The organism is Devosia sp. LjRoot3 (genome assembly GCF_964252865.1).
Taxonomy (GTDB): Bacteria; Pseudomonadota; Alphaproteobacteria; order Rhizobiales; family Devosiaceae; genus Devosia.
Map to the genome: position 1 here is coordinate 430,212 of NZ_CAXUPK020000003.1, position 20,782 is coordinate 450,993.

Sequence of the window (20,782 nt, forward strand, 5' to 3'; positions counted from 1 at the left end):
GGGGCGCTGCCATGTCCATTGCCAGCAAGAATGAACGGGGCGGCGCACTGGCAACGCTCTTCGTCCGCCGCCCGGTCATGGCCGTGGTCATTAATGCTCTCATCCTGGTGGCCGGCCTCGCCGCCCTCCTCGGCATCGAAGTGCGCGAACTCCCCCGCGTCGAAAGCCCGGTCCTCTCCGTCTCCACCACGTTTACCGGCGCCGCCGCCGAAACCGTCGACCGCGAGGTGACCGCCATTGTCGAAGGCGCCGTCGCCCGCGTGCAGGGCGTCACCGCCATTTCCTCCAGCTCCTCGGTCGGCCAAAGCCGCGTCACGCTGGAATTCTCCGAAAGCACCAATCTCGATATCGCCACTTCCGACGTGCGCGACGCCCTGAGCCGTGTCACCCGCCAATTGCCCGACAGCGTCGAAGCCCCCACCATCTTCAAGGCCGATAGCGACGCTCAGCCGATCATGCAGCTCGCCGTCACCTCGGACAGTCTCAGCATCGCCGACCTCAGCGAATTGGTCGACGGCATCGTCACCGAGCGCCTCGCTGCCGTCGAAGGCGTCGCCGAAGTGCAGGTCTACGGCACCCGCACCTCGTCCTTCGAAGTCGACATCGATCCGGTAAAACTCGCCAGCCACGGCCTCACCGTCGCCGATATCCGCAACGCCCTCTCCACCATCGCCTTCGACTCCCCCGCCGGCTCCATCAACGGCCCCAACCAGAACATCTCTGTCCGCGCCATTTCCGAAATTACCGAGCCCAGCGATTTCGAAGAGATCATCATCAATGGCCGCACGCGCCTCGGCGATGTCGCCAGCGTCGTCTTCGATGCCGCCGCCAGCACCTCTTCCATCCGCGCCGATGGCCGCCCCGCAATCGGCCTTGGCATAGTCCGTCAGGCCCAGTCCAACTCCGTCTCGATCTCCCACGCCGTCCACGCGGCTGTAGAAAGCCTCAACGACACCCTCCCCGAAGGCGTCACCGTCAAGATCTCCAGCGACGAAGCCGTCTTCATCGAAGGCGCCCTGCACGAGGTGGAGATCGCCCTGATCGTCGCCCTCGTCGTCGTCATCGGCATCATCTATCTCTTCCTGCTCGATTGGCGCGCCATCATCGTGCCCGCCATTTCCATGCCCATCGCCCTGCTCGGCGCCGTCGCCGGCATGTATCTGGCCGGCTTCTCGCTCAATATCATCACCCTCCTCGCCCTGGTCCTTGCCACCGGCCTCGTCGTCGACGACGCCATCGTCGTCCTCGAAAACATCATGCGCCGCAAACATATGGGCGCCGGCCCCCGTGCCGCTGCCGTGCTCGGCACCCAGGAAGTCTTCTTCGCCGTCATCGCCACGACGCTCACCCTCGTCGCCGTCTTCGTCCCCTTGAGCTTCCTCGAAGGCCAGACCGGTCGTCTCTTCCGCGAGTTCGGCTTCACCCTCGCCATCGCCGTGCTGCTCTCGGCCGTCGTCGCGCTTTCCATGGGCCCCATGGTCGCCTCACGCCTGCTGAAAAACGATCACAAGGAACACACTGGTGGCCCCTTCGGCGCCATCGGCCGCTTCTTCGCCGGCCTCTATCGCGTGACGCTGCGCGTGGCCCTGCGCAATCCCGTGGTCGTCATCCTCCTCGCCCTGCTCTTCGCCGGCTCCGCCTATTACGTCTATGGCGGCCTCCGTCAGGAGATCACCCCTTCCGAAGATCGCTCGGCTATCAACCTGCGCATCAACGCCCCCAACACGGCCAGCCTCGATTTCGTCCGCACCCGTCTCGGCCAGGTCGAATCCATGCTGCAGCCCTATGTGGAATCAGGCGAAGTGCGCTCGGTCTTCGTGCTCTCCGGCTGGGGCAATGGCGGCTCCATCACGCTCACCCTGGCCCCCTGGGGCGAACGCGAGCGCAGCCAGCAGCAGATCGCCTCGGAGATCAACGGGCTGATGGCCCAGGTCCCGGGCGTCCGCGCCTCGGTCAGCCAGGGCAATAGCCTCGGCATCCGCGGCGGCGGCTCCGGCCTGCAATTCGCCGTGGCCGGCTCCGACTACACCGTCCTCGCCGCGACCGCCGACACCATCGCCAAGGCCCTCGAAGCCGACGGCCGCTTCGGCCGCGTCTCCGTAAACTTCGACACCAGCCAGCCCCAGCTCACCCTCACCGTCGACCGCGCCCGAGCCGCCTCCCTTGGCATCGACATCAATGGCCTCGCCCCCACCATGCAGGCCATGATCGACGGTTCCGATGTCGGCACCATCTTCATCAACGACGAGAGCTATTCGATCCGCATGCTCTCGACGAGTAACCCCGTCAACGACCCGCGCGATCTCGAAACCCTCTTCGTCCGCACCGGCGACGGCCGCTACGTCCCCATGTCGACCATCGCCACCATCGAGGAAGCGCCCGTCCCGCCCTCGCTCCGACGCGAGCAGCAGCGCCGCGCAGTCACAGTGACCGCCAGCCTCGAAGATGGCCTCGCCCTCGGCGATGCCTTCAATGAACTCCAAAAGATCGCCGCGCCTCTCCTCCCCCAGGGCACGTCCATCCTGCCGCTTGCCGAAGCCAAGACCATCGGCGAAGCCAACAACGCCCTCTTCCTCACCTTCGGCTTCGCCCTGGTGATCATCCTCCTCGTCTTAGCCGCTCAGTTCGAAAGTTTCTGGAGCGCCATCATCGTCATGGCCACCGTCCCCTTCGGCGTCGCGGCCGGTCTCTGGGCCATCCTCCTCACCGGCGGCAGCCTCAACATCTTCAGCCAGATCGGCCTGGTCCTCGTCGTCGGCATCATGGCCAAAAACGGCATTCTCATCGTCGAATTCGCCAATCAGCTACGCGACCGCGGCCTCTCCGTCGCCGAAGCCATCGAACAGGCCTCCAACATCCGCCTGCGCCCGGTGGTGATGACCATGATCGCCACAATCCTTGGCGGCGTCCCCCTGGTCCTCGCCTCCGGCGCCGGCGCCGAAGCCCGCGCCGCTCTCGGCTGGGTCATGGTCGGCGGCCTCGGCTTCGCGGCCATCGCCACGCTCTACCTCACCCCCGTCGCCTACCTCCTCCTCGCCCGCTTCTCGACCCCCAAGGCCGAAGAAGAAGCCAAGCTGGAGCGCGAACTGGACAACATGGAAACAAGGCCCGAGCCCGCGGAGTAACACTGCTATTCTCGGCTGCGTCCCTGCAACTGCGCCAGATAGTCCCGCAGCAAGGCCACCCGCCGCGGCCGAAAGCTCTCGGCTGTCACCTCAGCCCTCGCGATCCGATCCCCGCGAAAAATCCGAAAATCCTGCCGCAGGCAACACCAGGCCAGCACTGACAGCGTCCGCTCCGTATAGACGATCGCCAGTGGCCAGATGACCCGCTCGGTCTCCGCCCCGTTCTGGTCGGTGTAGCGAACCGCCACCGCCCGCTCCCGCCAAGCCGCCTCGCGCAGCTTTTCGAGATCGATTGCCAGCGGCGCCCGCGCCTGCGGTCGAAACACATGCGACACGGCATGCATTGCCTGTTGCTCGGCCTCATCCGGCAGCGTCGCCGCGATCTTGGCCAGTGCCGATACCGCCGCCCCCGCCAGCGCGGCATCGCCCATGCCGCGCACCTCGGCCAGACCCAACACCAGCGCCTCGATTTCCGAACGCGTCAGTGTCTGCGGCGGCAGGGCAAAATCCTCCACCAGCCGATAGCCATAGCCCCGCTCGCCTTCGATCCGCGCTCCCGCCGCGCGAAGACTGTCGACATCGCGATAGAGCGAGCGCAGCGACACGCCCGTCTCCTCCGCCAATCGCTTGGCAGTAAGCGGCGCGGGCAATACGCGCATCGCCTGCAACAGGCGCAAAAGTCGATCGGATCGGGCCATTTCCAACTGTCGAAAACTGGCAGTTGCCCCTCGCTATACCAGTCACTGCCAACCGGCAAGCAGGAGCCTCAAATGAGCATCGAAACCACCACCCACCTCAACTTCCGCGGCCAGGCCCGCGCCGCCCTCGCCTTCTACCAATCCGTCTTCGGCGGCACGCTCACCGCCGTCACCTATCAGGATGCCCACGCTGTCCAGAACCCCGCCGAGGCCGACCAGATCCTCTGGGGCCAGGTCGCCTCCCCTGAAGGCTTTCGCGTCATGGCCTATGACGTGCCCTCGAGCCAACCCTACGATGCCGGCACAAACCCCGTCTTCGTCTCGGTGCGCGGCAAGTCTGCCGACGACCTGTCCGCCTATTGGGCCAGGCTGATCGAAGGCTCTACCGTCATCGTACCCCTCGCCAAATCCGCCTGGTCCCCGCTTTACGGCATGGTCCGCGATCGCTTCGGCGTCACCTTCGTGGTTGACCTCGCTGTCGAATACACCCAAGCCTGATCGGAACGGCGACGAGCCCGCAGCGTTCGGCCTCAAAACCAACCGGGAGCTGAACCATGTTCGACCACACGGGCATCATCGTCACCGACCTAGCAAAGGCCCGGCGCTTCTACGACGCCATAGCCGCCGCGCTCGGCCTCCAGACGATCAGCAATAGCGAAGAGAGCTTTCTCTTCGGCAAGAGCAAGGAAGAGCCGATCGCCTATCTCTGGGTCGGCACCACCCGCCCCTCCTATTGGATCGAAGGTTCGCGCGCCGGCATCAACCAGATGCACGTCGCCTTCCGCGCCGAGAGCAAAGCCATGGTCGACGCCTTCTACAAGGCTGCTCTCGAAAACGGCGGCACCGACAACGGCGCCCCCGGCCCCCGCGATGGCGTCCCCGACTATTACGGCGCCTTCGTCCTCGATCCCGATGGCAATAACATCGAAGCCTGCGTCCGCGGCGAGGCGGCAAAGTAGGAAAACAAAAAGGGCCGCCGGATCGCTCCGGCGGCCCCAAACTCGTCGGCAAAAAACTTAAGCCGAGCGGTTCTTGTTGTAGAGATCGAAGAACACGGCTGCGAGCAGCACGACGCCCTTGATCATCTGCTGCCAATCGATGTTAACGCCCATGATCGACATGCCGTTGTTCATCACGCCCATGATGAAAGCACCGATCACAGCACCCGCCACCTGGCCGACACCACCCAGCGCCGAAGCGCCGCCGATGAACACGGCCGCGATCACGTCGAGCTCGAGACCCTGGCCGGCCTTCGGCGTCGCCGAATTGAGGCGCGCGGCATAGATCATGCCGGCAAGGGCAGCAAGCGCACCCATGATGGCGAAGATGTAGAAGGTCGTGCGTTCGGTCTTCACGCCCGAAAGCGCTGCTGCCTTGAGATTGCCACCCAGTGCATAGATGCGACGACCAAAGGTCAGGCGCTTGGTGAGGAACACGAAGAAGGCAATCAGCACGCCCATCACCACCAGCACGTTCGGCAGGCCGCGATAGGAAGCGAGCATATAGGCAAAGAACAGCACCAGCGCCGCGATGACGAGGTTTTTCACCACGAACAGGCTAAACGGCTCGACGTCATAGCCGCGAGCGCGACGACGGGCACGGGTGCGGATCGAGAAGAACACCGAGCCGACAACCGCCAGAATGGCAATGACCATGGTGGTGGTGTGCAGCACGACGTTCTGGCCGTTTTCGGCGAGCCAGGGGAGCGTCGTCGGCCCGATCAGGTCGGGAATGAAGCCGGCGGACAGCAGCTGGAACTCGGTCGGGAACGGGCCTACCGACTTGCCCGCGAGAATGGCCAGCGACAGACCCTTGAAGATCAGCATGCCGGCCAGCGTCACGATGAAGCTGGGGATCTTGTGATAGGCGATGAGATAGCCCTGCGCCGCGCCGATGGCCGCGCCTGCCAGCAGACAGATGGCACCGGCCACGATCGGATGAGCAAGGAAAGCCAGTTCCGGCGGGAACTTCCAGCCCACCATCAGCATGGCGGCGAGCGCGCCCACAAAGCCCGAAACCGAGCCGACCGACAGGTCGATATGGCCGGCCACGATCACCAGCAGCATCCCCAGCGCCATCACGATGATGTAGCTGTTCTGCAGGATGATGTTGGTCAGGTTCACCGGCTTGAACAGCACGCCAGCGGTGAAATACTGGAAAAACAGCATGATGAGGATAAGCGCCAGCAAGAGGCCATAGTCGCGCATATTGGCGCGCAGGGCCCCGATAAAGCTGAGCTCGCTGGATTTGGCCTGATCGGCCGGGGTGCCGGTCGGTGCAGTGTGAACGGTCATGATGCTTTTCCTTCAGCGCGCACGATGGAGCGCATGATCTTTTCCTGGCTCGCCTCGCTGGTGGGCATTTCGCCCACGATGCGGCCTTCGTTCATTACGTAGAGACGGTCGGTAATGCCGAGCAGTTCGGGCATTTCCGAAGAGATCACCAGGATCGCCTTACCCTGGGCGGCGAGCTGGTTGATGATCGTGTAGATTTCATACTTGGCGCCCACGTCGATGCCGCGGGTCGGCTCGTCGAGAATAAGCACTTCGGGATTGGCATAGAGCCACTTGGAGAGAACGACCTTCTGCTGGTTGCCCCCAGAAAGGTTGCCCGTCACCTGATAGACGCTCGAAGACCGGATATTGGTCTTCTTGCGGTAGTCGTTGGCCACATCGAGTTCGGCCAGATCGTCGATCACGCCCCAGCGCGAAATGCCGGCGAGGTTGGCAATCGTGGTATTGTGCTTGATGTGGTCGATCAGGTTGAGACCGTAGTTCTTGCGGTCTTCCGTGGCATAGGCAATGCCATTGGCGATGGCCTTGCCCACATTCGCCACATCGATCTTGCGGCCGTTCTTGAACACTTCGCCTGAAATCTTCTGGCCATAGGACTTGCCGAAGAGGCTCATGGCGAATTCGGTGCGGCCCGAGCCCATCAGGCCGGCAATACCGACGACTTCGCCCTTGCGCAGGTTGATGTCGATATTCTTGATCACCTGCCGCTCGCGGTGCTGCGGGTGGTAGACCGACCAGTTCTTCACCTCGAGGACCACGTCGCCGATCTTCGGCTCGCGGCTCGGATACCGGTCTTCCAGCGACCGGCCCACCATCGAGGTGATGATGCGGTCTTCGGTAATGTCATTGGTATCCATCGTCTCGATGGTGCGGCCGTCGCGGATCACGGTCACGCGGTCGGCAACGCGCGAAATCTCATTCAGCTTGTGGCTGATGATGATCGAGGTAATGCCCTGCTTCTTGAATTCGAGCAGCAGGTCGAGAAGCGCCTGGCTGTCCTTTTCCGAGAGCGACGCGGTCGGCTCGTCCAGAATGAGCAGCTGCACCTGCTTGGAGAGCGCCTTGGCGATCTCGACAAGCTGCTGCTTGCCAAGGCCGATATTGGTCACCAGCGTATCGGGATCTTCGCTGAGGCCAACCATCGCCAGGAGCTTGCGCGCGCCATCGCGCGTCTCGTCCCAGTCGATCACGCCGTTCTTGGCCTGCTCGTTTCCGAGGAAAATGTTTTCGGCGATCGAGAGCAGCGGCACCAGGGCGAGTTCCTGGTGGATGATCACGATGCCCTTGTGTTCGCTGTCGCGAATGGAGCGAAAGTTCTGCTCTTCGCCCTTGTAGACGATATGCCCCTCATAGGAGCCGTGGGGATAGACGCCGCTCAGCACCTTCATCAGGGTGGATTTACCCGCCCCGTTCTCGCCGCAGATGGCGTGGATTTCGCCTTCCTGCACGTCGAGATTGACGTCCGACAGCGCCTTAACGCCGGGGAACGTCTTGGTGATGTTGCGCATCTCAAGAATAGTCTTGGACATACTGGGCCCTGTTCTTCCTGAGCGTGTGACACTGACGTCACTCACCCTCGATTGTCACCCCGGCACCGGCCGGGGCCCATCTTGAGATCTCGGGATGGACCCCCGCAGTTTACCCCCGGACCTGGTCCGTGGGCTGGGGTGACATCCGGTGGTTGTGGCTGTCCGTTGCCAGACGCGCCTCAAACCCGAGCTCTAAAATCTCGAAGGGGCCCCGCGTTGCCGCGGAGCCCCAAATTTGTTTTGCCACAAGGGCTTACTGCAGTTCTTCCGGCTTGATGTAGCCCGAGTCAACGACCAGAGCCTGGTAGTTGGTCAGGTCAACCGAGTACGGGGTCAGGAGGACCGACGGCACAACCTTGACACCATTGTCATAGGTGGTGGTGTCGAGGCCTTCCGGCGTACCGCCAGAAACAACGGTGTCGACGAGGTCAGCAGTGACCTTGGCCAGTTCACGGGTGTCCTTGTAGACGGTCGAGTACTGTTCGCCGGCGATGATCGCCTTCACCGACGGAGCTTCAGCGTCCTGACCGGTGACAACGGGCCATGCAAGGTCAGCCGAGCCGTAGCCAACGCCGCGGAGCGACGAGATGATGCCGCGCGACAGGCCGTCATAGGGAGCCAGCACGCCGTCGACGCGCGAGCCGTCCGAGTAGTTGGCCGACAGGATGTTGTCCATGCGAGCCTGAGCGACAGCACCGTCCCAACGGAGGGTACCGACGGTTTCCATGCCCTGCTGGCCGGACTTGACGACGATGTCGCCAGCGTCGATCAGCGGCTGAAGGACGCTCATGGCGCCGTCATAGAAGAAGAACGCGTTGTTGTCGTCCGGCGAACCGCCGAAGAGTTCAACGTTCCACGGCTTGGTGTCGGGGAAGCGTTCCTTGAGACCGGCAACCAGCGAGTTTGCCTGGAGCACGCCCACCTGGAAGTTGTCGAAGGTGGTGTAGTAGTCGACATTGCCCGATTCACGGATCAGGCGGTCATAGGCGACAACCTTGATGCCGGCATCGGCAGCCTGCTGCAGCACCGCCGACAGCGTGGTGCCGTCGATCGAGGCGACCACGAGAGCCTTCACGCCCTTGGTGACCATGTTTTCGATCTGGGCGAGCTGGTTCGGGATATCGTCTTCTGCATACTGCAGGTCGACGGTGTAGCCCTTGCCTTCGAGCGCGGTCTTCAGCTCGTTACCGTCGGAAATCCAGCGGAGCGACGACTGGGTCGGCATGGCAATGCCGATAGCGCCCTTGTCCTGGGCGTAGGCAACGGTTGCGGCGGTGGCCATCAGGGCACCGGCAGCAAGCAGCGTCGCAATTGATTTCAGAACCTTCACGTCTCGACTCCCTTAGATTTTTCGAGGTGATTGATGTGTTCGTCGTGGTTTCTGCCGATCAGGCCAATTGGTTCCTGCATCCCCTTCCGAGCAAATCCTGCTCACCCGGAAAACGACGCTCTACTCTGCCCGCCGGCCTGGCGCCGGCAGCTTTGAATGGAACTGCATGATGTCCTCCTGCTCGACGGCTTGATGCCGCCTTGGCCCTCCCGGGAACCACGGCCCGCAAACTAGGATAATCAGATATGCGTGTAAAGCAGGGCAAAGCGGTGAAAGGTTATTTTTTCGATTGTCGAAGATATAAACTTGAGCGTAGAACGCCCGCTTTCAGGCGGTTGCTGACTTTCGTTTCAGTCGCTAACCTTAGAAAAATCGAGGACACCCTCTCGCCATTATGAACCGGCAAACGGTCAGCGAGAGTCAAAGGTATCAGATACCTCGGGAGGAGTTGTGGTGAGTTTGAGTGGAGACATGCGCTCCGATCACGGCAGTGCTGCAAGCGCTGTTGCCGATGATCTGGCGCAACTGATCCTGGGAGAGCTGGCACCGGGCCAGAGCCTACCCAGCGAGGCCGAGCTTGCGGAGCGCTATTCGGTCAGTCGCCTGACCATTCGCGAAGCGGTAAAACTCCTTGCCGGCCGGGGACTTTTGGAGCTTGCAAGAGGCCGCCGCGCCATGGTGCGCGAGCCCGACGGCTCCGCCTTCACCGACTTCCTGACATCCATCGTAAGGACCGATCCAAAGGGCCTCTTCGACCTCGTTGAGGTACGTTTGTCATTGGAAGTTCAATCGGCGACACTTGCAGCCAAAAGAGCGAACCGCGCCGGCATCGTCGCCATCGAAAATGCCCTCCAGGGCATGCGCGACTCCGTTGGTGATTCTCCCGACTTCGCAGACGAGGCGGCCGAAGCCAACTTCCATTCCTACGACTTCGGCTTTCACGAAGCCGTCGCCCTCGCCAGCGGTAACCGTGTTCTCGGATATCTCTTCGAAGCCATGGCCGTGCCGCTGCGCGAAGGCTTCTTCATCAGCCAGCGCGGCCACGCCGATCGTGGCCACACGCCACAGGACACCATCGCCGCCCATCAGCGCATTCTCGACTGTATCCGCGAGGGCAATGGCAGGGCCGCCGCCGAGGCCATGCGCATGCATCTGCGTGACACCGAGCGCGACATCCGCATGGCCGTAACCAAAATGGCCCAATCACCCGTTCGAAGCTAACAGTCTGCTAGCGAACTCACCGCCTATCCAAGCCCCTGAATCACCGCTAAGCTCCTTCTCGGGAAGCTGAATATCTGTGGCCATGGAGCGAGCGACGCGTTCGAATGTCGATCAAAGCCGCAATCTATCACCGGACCCATTACAAGTACGATCGCCCCGTTGTCCTCGGCCCGCAGATCATCCGATTGCAGCCGGCGCCCCATTCCAAGACCAAGGTTTTGAGCCATTCCCTGCGGGTCGCGCCGGATCTGCACTTCGTCAACACGCAGCAAGACCCATACGGTAACTTCCTGACACGCTTCGTTTTTCCGGAGCCAGTTACCGAGCTGAAGATCGAAGTCGACCTCATCGCCGACATGACGGTCTACAACCCCTTCGACTTTTTCGTCGAGGAATCGGCCGAGACCTGGCCCTTCGAATATTCCGAAGATATCCGCGCCGACCTCTCGATTTACCGCGTCCCGGAAAAACTTACTCCCGCCCTGCAAAGGTTCCTCGATACTATCGACCGGCGCCCGCGCAACACCGTGACCTTCGTCACCGAGCTAAACGCCACGCTCCAGCAGAAGATCAACTACATCGTCCGCATGGAGCCCGGCGTCTGGACGCCCGAGGAAACCTTGACCAATGGTCAAGGCTCATGCCGCGACTCGAGCTGGCTTCTCGTTAACACATTGAGAAACCTAGACTTTGCGGCACGCTTCGTCTCCGGCTATCTGATCCAGCTCAAGCCCGACCTCGTCTCACTCGACGGCCCTGTCGGTACTGACCACGATTTCACCGACCTCCACGCCTGGTGCGAAGTCTACCTCCCCGGCGCCGGCTGGGTCGGCCTCGACCCCACCTCCGGGCTCCTGACCGGCGAGAGCCACGTCCCCCTCGCCGCCACCCCGCATTACCGCAATGCCGCCCCGATTTCCGGCCTCGCCTCCTATGCCGAGGTCGATTTCAACTTCGACATGAAGGTGACTCGCGTCGCCGAACATCCGCGCATCACCAAGCCATTCTCGGACGAAAGCTGGAACCGCCTCAATAGTTTAGGCCATGAAGTCGATTCTATTCTGAAGGCTGAAGACGTCCGCCTGACCATGGGCGGCGAGCCGACTTTCGTCTCCGTCGACGACTTTGAAGCCGGCGAATGGAACGCCGACGCCGTCGGCCCCACCAAGCGCCGCCTCGCCGACGACCTCATCCGCCGCCTCCGCAGCCGCTTCGCCCCGCAAGGCATGCTGCATTACGGCCAAGGCAAGTGGTACCCCGGCGAAACCCTGCCCCGCTGGACTTTCTCCCTCTACTGGCGCCTCGACGGCAAGCCGGTCTGGAAAGACGAAAAACTCATTGCCCGTGAAGGCGTTAAGACCACCGCTACCCACGAAGACGCCCGCAAATTCCTCGAATCCTTCGCCCGGAATCTCGGCCTCACCGGCGAAACCATCGACGAAGCCTATGAAGACCCCGGCGAGTGGCTCCTCAAGGAAGCCAGGCTCCCGGCCAATGTTGACCCCGCCAATTCCGAGCTCGCCGACCCCGAAGCCCGCTCGCGCATCGCCCGCGTCTTCGAGCGCGGCCTCACCAGCCCCACCGGCTATGTCCTCCCGGTCCAGCGCTGGAACGCTGCGGCTTCAAGCCCCTGGCTGACCGAAAAATGGAAGACACGGCGCGGTAAACTCTTCCTCGCCCCCGGCGACAGCCCTGCCGGCTACCGCCTGCCATTGGCCTCGCTAAAGCACCTGAAGCCGACATCCTATCCCCATGTCGTTCCACTAGATCCCGCCGCCCCGCGAGCCCCTCTGCCTGACCCGGAAGAGCTACTTTTCCGCGAGAAGGCAGACGCACGCCAGCAGACCGCCTCGTCGTTCACCGCCTCAAGCGAACAGCAGGACCGCACCGAACAGGTCATCAGCGAAATCGAAGGCGAAGTGCGCACTGCCGTCACCGCAGAGATTCGCGACCACCGCCTCTGCATCTTCCTGCCCCCGGTCGAGCGCCTCGAAGATTATCTCGAACTCGTCGCGGCCACCGAAGCCGCAGCCAAGGAAATCGGCCAGCCCGTTCATCTCGAAGGCTATGCGCCGCCTCACGATTCTCGCCTGAACGTCATCCGCGTCGCCCCCGATCCGGGCGTCATCGAGGTCAACATCCACCCCGCCGCCACGTGGGACGATTGCGTCGCCACCACTGCGGCAATCTACGAAGAGGCTCGCCAAAGCCGTCTCGGCGCCGACAAGTTCATGCTCGATGGCAAGCACACTGGCACCGGCGGCGGCAACCACGTCGTCGTCGGCGGCGCCACGCCGAACGACAGCCCCTTCCTGCGCCGGCCGGACCTACTGAAGTCGCTGATCCTTCACTGGCAGCGCCATCCCTCGATGAGCTACCTGTTCTCCGGCCTTTTCATCGGCCCCACGAGCCAGGCCCCGCGCTTCGACGAGGCCCGTCACGACAGCCTATACGAACTCGAAATCGCCATGGCACAGGTCTATGCGCCCGGCCAAGGCGCGCCGCCTTTGCCCTGGCTCGTCGACCGCCTCTTCCGCAATCTTCTCACCGACGTCACCGGCAACACCCACCGCTCGGAAATCTGCATCGACAAGCTCTATTCGCCCGACGGCCCCACCGGCCGGCTTGGCCTTGTCGAATTCCGCGGCTTCGAAATGCCGCCAAACGCCCGCATGAGCCTCGCTCAGCAATTGCTCGTCCGCGCCCTCATCGCCCGCTATTGGCGCGAGCCCGCGCAGGGCGACCTCGTCCGCTGGGGCACGACGCTCCACGACCGCTTCATGCTACCCCACTTCGTCTGGCAGGACTTTTTGGGTGTGCTCGCCGATCTCAAGCGTTCGGGCTTCGATTTCGACCCCGCCTGGTTCGCAGCCCAACTCGAATTCCGCTTCCCCTTCTGCGGCGAAGTCGAGGTGGAAGGCGTCAAACTCGAACTGCGCCAGGCACTAGAGCCCTGGCACGTCATGGGTGAGGAAGGCGCCATCGGCGGCACCGTGCGCTTTGTCGACAGCTCCATCGAGCGCCTGCAGGTCAAGCTGACTGCGCCAAATCCGGACCGCTACACGGTCACCTGCAACCAGCGCCCGGCCCCGCTCGCCGCAACCGGCACAGCCGGCACCTCCATCGCCGGCGTCCGCTTCAAGGCCTGGCAGCCGGCCTCTGGCATGCACCCTGTCATGCCCGTGCACGCCCCGCTGGTCTTCGATATTTACGACAAATGGACCGGCCGCCCGATCGGCGGCTGCACCTATCACGTCGCCCATCCTGGGGGCCGCAACTACGAGACTTTCCCCGTCAACGGCAACGAGGCAGAGGCACGGCGCCTTGCGCGTTTCGTGCCGCACAACTATACGCCCGGCACCTATCCCTACCGCCCGGAGCAGCCAGCGGACGAATTCCCGCTGACGCTTGACCTCCGGCGACCGCCCCGGTTCACCTGAACACCATGATCAAGCGGAACTCCGAATCCCGCAGCGCCCCTCCAGAAGGTCCGAGCATCATCTCGGACTATCACCTGTTGCCGGGCGTCCCCGACGAGATGATCGACCCCAACGGCGCCCTCCGCCCGGGCTGGGATCGCCTCATGTCGGCTTTCGATGCGCTGGGCTCGACCGAACTCGCAGCCCGTTTCGAGCGCGCCGACCAATATCTGCGCGATGCCGGCGTCTTCTATCGCAAATATGACGGTGCCGAGGGCAAAGAGCGCGCCTGGCCACTGGCCCATATCCCGCTGCTGATCGACGAAGCCGAATGGCTGACCATTTCCAAGGGCCTCGTGCAGCGCGCCGAGCTGCTGGAAAACATCGTCGGCGACATCTACGGCGACAACCGCCTGGTCCAGGAAGGCCTCCTGCCGCCCGAACTGGTCGCGCAAAACAACGAATTCCTGCGTCCCCTCGTCGGCGTCAAACCCGCCAGCGGCCACTTCCTGCATTTCTGCGCCTTCGAACTCGGCCGCGGCCCCGATGGCGCCTGGTGGGTGCTGGGCGATCGCATGCAGGCGCCCTCCGGCGCCGGCTTCGCGCTTGAAAACCGCGTCGCCACCACGCGCGCGCTTTCCGATGTCTATGGCGAGATGAATATCCATCGCCTCGCCGGCTTTTTCCGGGATTTCCGCGACCATCTGTTCGTCCAGGCCAAGCGCGACGGCGGCCGCGTCGGCATCCTGACGCCAGGCCAACTCAACGAGACCTATTTCGAGCACGCCTATATCGCCCGCTATCTCGGCCTTATGCTGCTTGAGGGTGAAGACCTCGTCGTCGAGGACGGCCAGGTCATGGTGCGCACCGTCGCCGGCCTGAAGCCTGTCAGCGTCCTCTGGCGCCGCATGGATGCCAGTTTCGTCGACCCGCTCGAACTGCGCTATGACAGCCGCATCGGCACCCCCGGCATGGTCGAGGCCGTGCGCTCGGGCTCGATTTCCATGATCAATGCCCTGGGCACCGGCATTCTCGAAACCCGCGCCCTCGCTGCCTTCATGCCGCGGCTCTGCAAGCACCTGCTCGGCACCGGCCTCGAATTGCCCGAGATCGCCACCTGGTGGTGCGGCCAGGCGGCCGAACGCGAATATGTGCTCGACAATTTCGACGACCTGATGATCGGGCCGGCCTTTGCAACAACCCTGCCCTTCGACGACCTGCGCGGCACAGCACTCGGCGCGAGCATGACCGCAGCCCAAAAGGCCCAGCTTAGGGATCGCATCGCCACCCATGGCCGCGACTATGTCGGCCAGGAGCCCGTGCGCCTCTCGACCGCCCCGGTCTATTCCGATGGCAAACTCGAACCGCGGCCGATCACCCTGCGCGTTTTTGCGGCACGCACCGAGAACGGCTGGAGCATCATGCCCGGCGGTTTCGCCCGCGTCGGCTCGACGCCTGATACCACCGCCCTCGCCATGCAGCGCGGCGGCCAGGCAGCCGACGTCTGGGTGGTGTCCTCCACCCCGGTCGAGCAGGTTTCGCTCCTACCCCAAGAAGGCGACCGGCTCGTCCGCAATTCGCCCGGCAGCCTGCCGAGCCGCGCCGCCGACAATCTCATCTGGCTCGGTCGCTATGCCGAGCGCTGCGAAGCGACGGTCCGCATCCTGCGCGCCTACAATGCGCGCCTCGCCGAACTCTCAAAGCCCGATCTGCCGATCCTCACCCATTGCGCAGAGTTCCTCGAAAGCATCGATGTCGACGTAACCGAGGCCATGCCGCAGGGTCTGCTAATGTCGATCGACAGCGCTGTTCATAGCGCCGGCCAGATTCGAGATCGCTTCTCGCCCGACGGTTGGCTGGCGCTCAACGATCTGCAAAAGACCGCACAGCGTTTTGCGACACGCATCCAAACCGGCGACGACGCCACACGGGCCATGACCGTGCTCCTGCGCAAGCTCGCCGGCTTCTCGGGTCTCGTGCACGAAAACATGTACCGGTTTGCCGGCTGGCGCTTCCTCGAAATCGGCCGCCGCCTCGAACGCGCTATTCAGATCGCGCGCATCACCGGCTGGCTGACGGGCGACGATGCCCCGGACGGTTCGCTCGAAATGCTGCTCGAAATCGGCGACAGCGTCATGTCCCATCGCCGCCGCTATTCGGTGACGGCGGGCACGCAGAGCGCCATCGATCTGCTGGTCCTCGACCCGCTCAACCCGCGCTCGGTCCTCTTCCAGCTTACTGAACTGCGCGCCCAACTCGAAACCCTGCCCGGCGGCATCCGTGACGGCCAACTCTCCAGCGTCGCCAAGGCCGCCCTGCAATTGCAGACGCGCCTCATCACTGCCGAGCCAGAATCCATGACGCCGGACAAGCTCGACGAAATCTCCCGAGAGATCGGCCTCCTCGCCAGTCTCATCGCTGCGCACTATTTTACCTGACCATGCTCTACGATGTTCGCCTGACCCTGACCTACGATTATGACGCGCCCGTTCACGGCGGACGTCACCATATTCGCGTCGCCCCAACGACAGTACCGAACGTTCAGAGGGTCATTGCCTCGTCCCTTTCGTTCTCGCCGAAGCCGCATCGTCTGACCAGCTTCGTCGACTTTTTCGGCAATACGGTCAGCGACGTCACGTTCGTCGAGCCGCACGAAAAGCTCGAAGTGCGGTTGACCGCTCGGGTTCAGGTGGATGACCTTGCCCATCCTGCGGACCTCTCCGCCTCCCTCGACCAGCTTGGCCTTGAAGTCGCCCGCTACTGGTCGGTCGAAGCCGATAGTCCGCAGCATTTCCTCGCCGCCTCGCCGCGCGTGCAGATCGTGCCCGCAATCACCGAATATGCCGAGAGCGAGACTGCAGAGGCCGAAACCGTCCTCGCCAAGGCCATGGCGCTCTGCCTCGCCATCCACAAGGATTTTGAATACGACCCCAAGGCCACCGACGTCGAAACCAAGCCCGCCGAGGCGTTCTCGCTGAAGAAGGGCGTCTGCCAGGACTTTGCCCACGTCATGATCGCCGGCCTGCGCGGCATGGGTATTCCGGCCGGCTACGTCTCCGGCTTTCTCCGCACCATCCCGCCCGCTGGTCAGGCGCGGCTCGAAGGGGCCGACGCCATGCATGCCTGGGTGCGCGTTTGGTGTGGCGCCCACACCGGCTGGGTCGAGTTCGACCCCACCAATGCCATGATTGCCGGCGGCGACCATATCTCCATCGGCCACGGCCGCGACTATGCGGACATCTCGCCGATCGTCGGCGTACTACGCACTCACGGCTCGCATGAAACACGCCAGTCCGTAGACGTCATCAAGGTCGAATAGCGGCTCGCTCGCGCCGCTGGAACCAAATCTGCACCTCGCCGTTTGTCTGTCATGCCGCCCGCGACGGGCAATTTGACTGAGAACTCCGCCACTTGCGGAGTGTTGGAGGCACAGATGACCCAGGCTGAAATCAGGGCCCTCGAGCATGCAAGCCGCTCTACCGCTGTGTGGTCGAACGAAGTCTACGACAGTTCCCCGCATTTCGGCGAAGTCGTCCGCGCACTGCTGCCAGCGGCGCTGATCCTGGCGACGGCCACCGCGCTGCTTGTTGCCCTGCTCTAGTCGCTTTCTCTCGCGCCGACTGACCGCAAAAGACAACAACAATCGGCCCATCTCGAAAGATCGAGGCATCAGGGCCGGGATACAGAAGTCGAGGTAGCTCCATGACGCTCGGTACAATTCTCATCATCATCCTCATCCTGCTGCTGATCGGTGCCTTGCCGAGCTGGGGTTACTCCCGCGGCTTCGGCTACTTCCCCTCCGGCATTCTGGGCGTTGTACTCATCGTGGTGCTGATCCTGGTCCTCATGGGACGGGTCTAGCATCACCGCAATAAAGGCACGCGCTCCAGGCGTTCCGTGCCCTCGCGAACCGGCAGACGCCCCCCTTTCGGTTCGCCCCTCGCCCCGATGCACGTCGTGCGTCGGGGCTTTCTTTTTCATCGGCGATTGCGGCGGAACCGGCTGCCGCGTCAGGCGTTTTCCGTTCACCAAACAGGAGTGTACCCATGGCTTCGACGACTGATATGGCGCCCACCACGACCCGCAAGAGCAGCAATGCAGGTTCCCGCAGGCCGGCGGCCAAGACGCGCGAGCAGGAGCTTGAGGCCCAGGTCGCCCAGCTCCAGTCCGATCTCAAGTCCATCACCGAGACCCTTCGCAAGTTGACGGGCGAGAAAGCCGGCGAGGTCCGCGATATTGCCGAGGCCGAGCTTCGCCATCTCAAGAAGCGCGGCCAGCACATGGTGGAAGAAGCGCAGGATCAGGCTGGCGAATACGAACAGCAGCTCAAGGACACGATCCGGGAAAAACCTCTGACGGCGGTCGCCACCGCCCTCGGTATCGGTTTCGTGCTGGCCCTGCTGACGCGCTGATGCTTGGCCTGTTGATGCCTCTTGCAGGACTCCTCGGCCTTGAGGTCGAGGGGCTCAGCCAACGCGTAAAGGGTCTGGCGATCGTCTATGCGCTGATCCTCGTCTGCGTGGTGATCGGCCTCGGCTTCCTCATCGCCGCGGGCTACATCGCACTCAGCGACCTCGTAGGCCCGTTGACGGCCACGCTGATCCTCGCCGGCAGCTTTCTCGCCATCGCGCTGATCGTCTACATCGGCCTTGCCATCAGCGAGAGCAATCGTCGCAAGCGTCTGGCCGAGCGCAGGCGTTCCAGTGACGCCGGGGCTTTCCTCACGACAGCGGCCCTGACAGCACTGCCCCTGCTTACGCGTTCGCCCATGCTCGTGAAGCTGGGCATTCCGGCGGCTGCCCTGGCGGCTCTGGTTCTGCTGCGGGACAAGGATACCCCTGACTCGTGACGGTTCGCCGCCACGAGTTTTTTACACGTCTTTCGCTGGAAAAATGACTGACAGCGCCTGCGGCAGGATGGTGAGTTCGACATCGCGTTCGAGCTCGATCAGTTCGCCGTCGATCACGGCATGAACCTCCCGCTTCCGCTTGGGGAAATGGAGGATCAGGTTCTCGCTTTCCAGTTCCGTCACCTGCGGATTGGCGCGCCAGCGACCAACCAGTACGTCGATGACGAGGCTGATGAGTTCGCCCGTTGTCACCGTACCGGCGAAATAGATGCCCAACCGCCCGGTATCGAGGCGTTGCGCCACCGGCACCGGTCCATCGTCGAGCGGATTGTTGGAGACCGCAATCCCGGAGACGATCCGCTTCTGACGGCCTGAATCATCTTCAAATTCAACTTCGAAGCGAGGCGGATTGAGCGCCGCCGCGGCAATGGCGCGCAGGCTGGCCAGCATTTTGCCCACCCGGCTGCTATAGGCCATTCCGTTACGGATCCGCACCAGGCGCGCATGAATACCCACACCGAACTGGTGCACGAAGGGCTGATTGTTGGCCGTCGCCAGGTCAACCTGGCCCACAGTTCCCTTTGCCACCGCGTGAAGCGCCTTGCGAATATCGGACGGCACGCCGAGGGCACGGGCAAAGAGGTTCATCGTGCCGGCGGGCAATATGCCGAGCACCTTGCCGGTGCGATGCGCGATCGCGGCCGCCGAGGAAATGGTGCCATCGCCGCCGGCCGCAATCATGGCCTCAATATCGGGATCGACGGAAAATTTCTCTATTGTTGCAAGGACTTCGCTTCCGCTCACAACGTGACACTGCAACTCGTGCCCGGCCTCGGCGAAGACGGCCACCGCTTCAGCACAGAATGCATCGAGATCCATGGTGCGCAAGGTGCCGCTATCGCTATTGAAGATCGCGGCAACGCGCATGTGGATCACTCCATGGCCGACTGGCTGGGCGGAGCCGGTGTTCTATCGAGCGCCGGCAGGGAGACAGAAATGGTGACGCCTTCACCCGGAACGCTCACATAGACGGGTTCACCGCCAAATTGGCCCGAGAGCTGCCGGATGATGACGGAACCAAGCCCGCCTTCCTCCTGCCCTTCCGGCAGACCTACGCCATTGTCCGAGACTTTGAGCGTTGGCACCCCCGCTTCATCGCGGAACAGCGCCACTTCGACACGGCCATGGCGACCATCGGGAAAACCATGTTTCAGCGCATTGGTCACGAACTCGCCAACCAGAATGCCGAGCGTCGTCGCATCCCTCGCGCTGACTTCGATACTCTCGATCTTGCCCTCGATGGCAATGCGCCCTGAATCGGTCTGAGTCATCGCGATGTCTTCAAGGACCGCGCTCAAAAACTCCTCGGCACTGGCCGATTCCATATCGTCGCCGAGACGCAGGCGACGATGCGCCGAAGCGATGGCATGCACACGGAGCCGCGCCGCTTCGAGGGCCGTGCGCACTTCTGCAGACCGGGTGCGCATGAGCTGCAGCGCCAGGAGCGATGACACCGTCGCCAGGGAATTGCCGATCCGGTGACTGGTGTCCTGCAAGAGCGCCTCGACGCGCTGCCGTTCGCGCTCGGCATGGGCCCGAGCCTCTTCGATAGCGCGTGTACGCTCGACAATTTCGGCTTCCAGCGCTTCATTCTGGTTAATGAGGCCACGATGACGCTGAGCCATGGCGCTAACCTGCCTTTGCGTGCGGGCCATCAGGGCATAGGCAAGACAAACGGCCGCTGCGAGCGCCGCGATAATCGTTCCCACAAGCCAGATGCGGGAGCGATCAATCCCCTCGTTGCGCAGCGCGAGCTTCTGGTTTTCTTCGGCGATGAAGGCTTCGAGAGTATCGCGGACTTCGCTCATCAGGCGAACGCCCATTCCGGTCTCGATCAGGCTCTGCGCTTCTTCCTGCCGCGCCGTGGCGACCAGTTCCACGGTGCGCGCCATTTCGGCCATCTTGCCGGCAATATCCCCGGTGATGGAACGCACACGTTCTGCCTGGGCCGCATCTTCGGCGGTCATTTCCAGCAGTGCCTTCACATAGGCATCCACGTGCGCCGCGGCGGCATGGTAGGGCTCAAGCAGTTGCGCATCGCGCGTCAGCATGTAGCCGCGCTGGCTGGCCTCGGCCTGGCTCATGACATTGACGAGTTCCCTTGCGGTATCGCGAACCGCATAGGTATCGGTGATATCGCGAAGCTGCCGATCCATGCCCTGCATGAGCAGCAGCGACACCACTGCTGCGAGGCAAACAAGAACAAGCGACACCCATATGGCGATGCGTCTTGCCGTTCGCCGACCTAAAACTGGCG

Annotated in this window: 17 protein-coding genes; 11 read left to right on the forward strand and 6 right to left on the reverse strand. The window is 63.0% G+C overall.

All coding sequences use genetic code 11. The features are described from left to right. Positions 1-11 precede the first annotated feature (11 nt). Complete coding sequence (locus ACSQ2A_RS13145; protein ID WP_436072598.1) at positions 12-3,125, forward strand: efflux RND transporter permease subunit; 3,114 nt, start codon at positions 12-14, stop codon at positions 3,123-3,125. Positions 3,126-3,130: 5 nt separating this feature from the next. Here ACSQ2A_RS13145 and ACSQ2A_RS13150 read toward each other — a convergent pair whose 3' ends face one another. Then, the gene (locus tag ACSQ2A_RS13150; RefSeq protein ID WP_436072599.1) at positions 3,131-3,823 is read right to left on the reverse strand and encodes a helix-turn-helix transcriptional regulator; all 693 of its coding nucleotides are present in this window, start codon (positions 3,821-3,823) and stop codon (positions 3,131-3,133) included. A 72-nt stretch (positions 3,824-3,895) separates the two neighbouring features. Between ACSQ2A_RS13150 and ACSQ2A_RS13155 the strand changes: the two genes are divergently transcribed. Together ACSQ2A_RS13155 and ACSQ2A_RS13160 are read left to right on the forward strand one after the other, a co-directional pair. Continuing rightward, the gene (locus tag ACSQ2A_RS13155; RefSeq protein ID WP_436072600.1) at positions 3,896-4,321 is read left to right on the forward strand and encodes a VOC family protein; all 426 of its coding nucleotides are present in this window, start codon (positions 3,896-3,898) and stop codon (positions 4,319-4,321) included. A gap of 56 nt (positions 4,322-4,377) precedes the next feature. Then, a complete protein-coding gene (locus ACSQ2A_RS13160; protein WP_436072601.1) occupies positions 4,378-4,782 on the forward strand; it encodes a VOC family protein in 405 nt (134 codons plus the stop codon). 57 nt (positions 4,783-4,839) lie between these two features. On the opposite strand, the gene mmsB is transcribed toward ACSQ2A_RS13160, so the two are convergent. The 3 genes from mmsB to chvE all read right to left on the reverse strand — a co-directional run bounded on the left by mmsB (position 4,840) and on the right by chvE (position 8,967). Then, entirely contained in the window at positions 4,840-6,117 is a 1,278-nt protein-coding gene (gene mmsB / locus ACSQ2A_RS13165) for a multiple monosaccharide ABC transporter permease (protein ID WP_436072602.1), read from the reverse strand. After that, positions 6,114-7,646, reverse strand: coding sequence for a multiple monosaccharide ABC transporter ATP-binding protein (gene mmsA / locus ACSQ2A_RS13170; RefSeq protein ID WP_295414717.1), 1,533 nt, complete (start codon positions 7,644-7,646; stop codon positions 6,114-6,116). Before mmsA ends, mmsB begins: the two co-directional genes overlap by 4 nt. A 253-nt stretch (positions 7,647-7,899) precedes the next feature. After that, complete coding sequence (gene chvE, locus ACSQ2A_RS13175) at positions 7,900-8,967, reverse strand: multiple monosaccharide ABC transporter substrate-binding protein (RefSeq protein WP_436072829.1); 1,068 nt, start codon at positions 8,965-8,967, stop codon at positions 7,900-7,902. A 480-nt stretch (positions 8,968-9,447) separates the two neighbouring features. On the opposite strand from chvE, the gene ACSQ2A_RS13180 reads away from it, so the two are divergent. The 8 genes from ACSQ2A_RS13180 (at position 9,448) to ACSQ2A_RS13215 (ending at position 18,465) form a co-directional block, all read left to right on the forward strand. Then, positions 9,448-10,197, forward strand: a complete 750-nt coding sequence (locus tag ACSQ2A_RS13180; RefSeq protein WP_295414720.1) for a FadR/GntR family transcriptional regulator — start codon at positions 9,448-9,450, stop codon at positions 10,195-10,197. A 104-nt stretch (positions 10,198-10,301) separates the two neighbouring features. Further along, on the forward strand, positions 10,302-13,637 hold the full coding sequence (locus ACSQ2A_RS13185) for a DUF2126 domain-containing protein (protein WP_436072603.1): 3,336 nt from the start codon (positions 10,302-10,304) through the stop codon (positions 13,635-13,637). Positions 13,638-13,642: 5 nt separating this feature from the next. Further along, entirely contained in the window at positions 13,643-16,054 is a 2,412-nt protein-coding gene (locus ACSQ2A_RS13190) for a circularly permuted type 2 ATP-grasp protein (protein ID WP_436072604.1), read from the forward strand. A gap of 2 nt (positions 16,055-16,056) precedes the next feature. Beyond that, positions 16,057-16,935, forward strand: a complete 879-nt coding sequence (locus tag ACSQ2A_RS13195) for a transglutaminase family protein (protein ID WP_436072605.1) — start codon at positions 16,057-16,059, stop codon at positions 16,933-16,935. Positions 16,936-17,049: 114 nt separating this feature from the next. After that, entirely contained in the window at positions 17,050-17,217 is a 168-nt protein-coding gene (locus ACSQ2A_RS13200) for a hypothetical protein (protein WP_295414728.1), read from the forward strand. A 101-nt stretch (positions 17,218-17,318) separates the two neighbouring features. Then, positions 17,319-17,477, forward strand: coding sequence for a DUF3309 family protein (locus ACSQ2A_RS13205; protein ID WP_084587687.1), 159 nt, complete (start codon positions 17,319-17,321; stop codon positions 17,475-17,477). 185 nt (positions 17,478-17,662) lie between these two features. Beyond that, positions 17,663-18,028 (forward strand): DUF883 family protein, encoded by a 366-nt coding sequence (locus ACSQ2A_RS13210; RefSeq protein ID WP_295414730.1) that lies wholly within the window; start codon positions 17,663-17,665, stop codon positions 18,026-18,028. Positions 18,029-18,042: 14 nt separating this feature from the next. Beyond that, the gene (locus ACSQ2A_RS13215; protein WP_436072606.1) at positions 18,043-18,465 is read left to right on the forward strand and encodes a hypothetical protein; all 423 of its coding nucleotides are present in this window, start codon (positions 18,043-18,045) and stop codon (positions 18,463-18,465) included. Positions 18,466-18,486: 21 nt separating this feature from the next. Here ACSQ2A_RS13215 and ACSQ2A_RS13220 read toward each other — a convergent pair whose 3' ends face one another. Both ACSQ2A_RS13220 and ACSQ2A_RS13225 read right to left on the reverse strand, forming a co-directional pair. Then, on the reverse strand, positions 18,487-19,392 hold the full coding sequence (locus ACSQ2A_RS13220) for a diacylglycerol/lipid kinase family protein (protein ID WP_295414733.1): 906 nt from the start codon (positions 19,390-19,392) through the stop codon (positions 18,487-18,489). A gap of 5 nt (positions 19,393-19,397) precedes the next feature. Further along, the gene (locus ACSQ2A_RS13225; protein ID WP_436072607.1) at positions 19,398-20,738 is read right to left on the reverse strand and encodes a sensor histidine kinase; all 1,341 of its coding nucleotides are present in this window, start codon (positions 20,736-20,738) and stop codon (positions 19,398-19,400) included. Between the last annotated feature and the right edge of the window lie 44 nt (positions 20,739-20,782).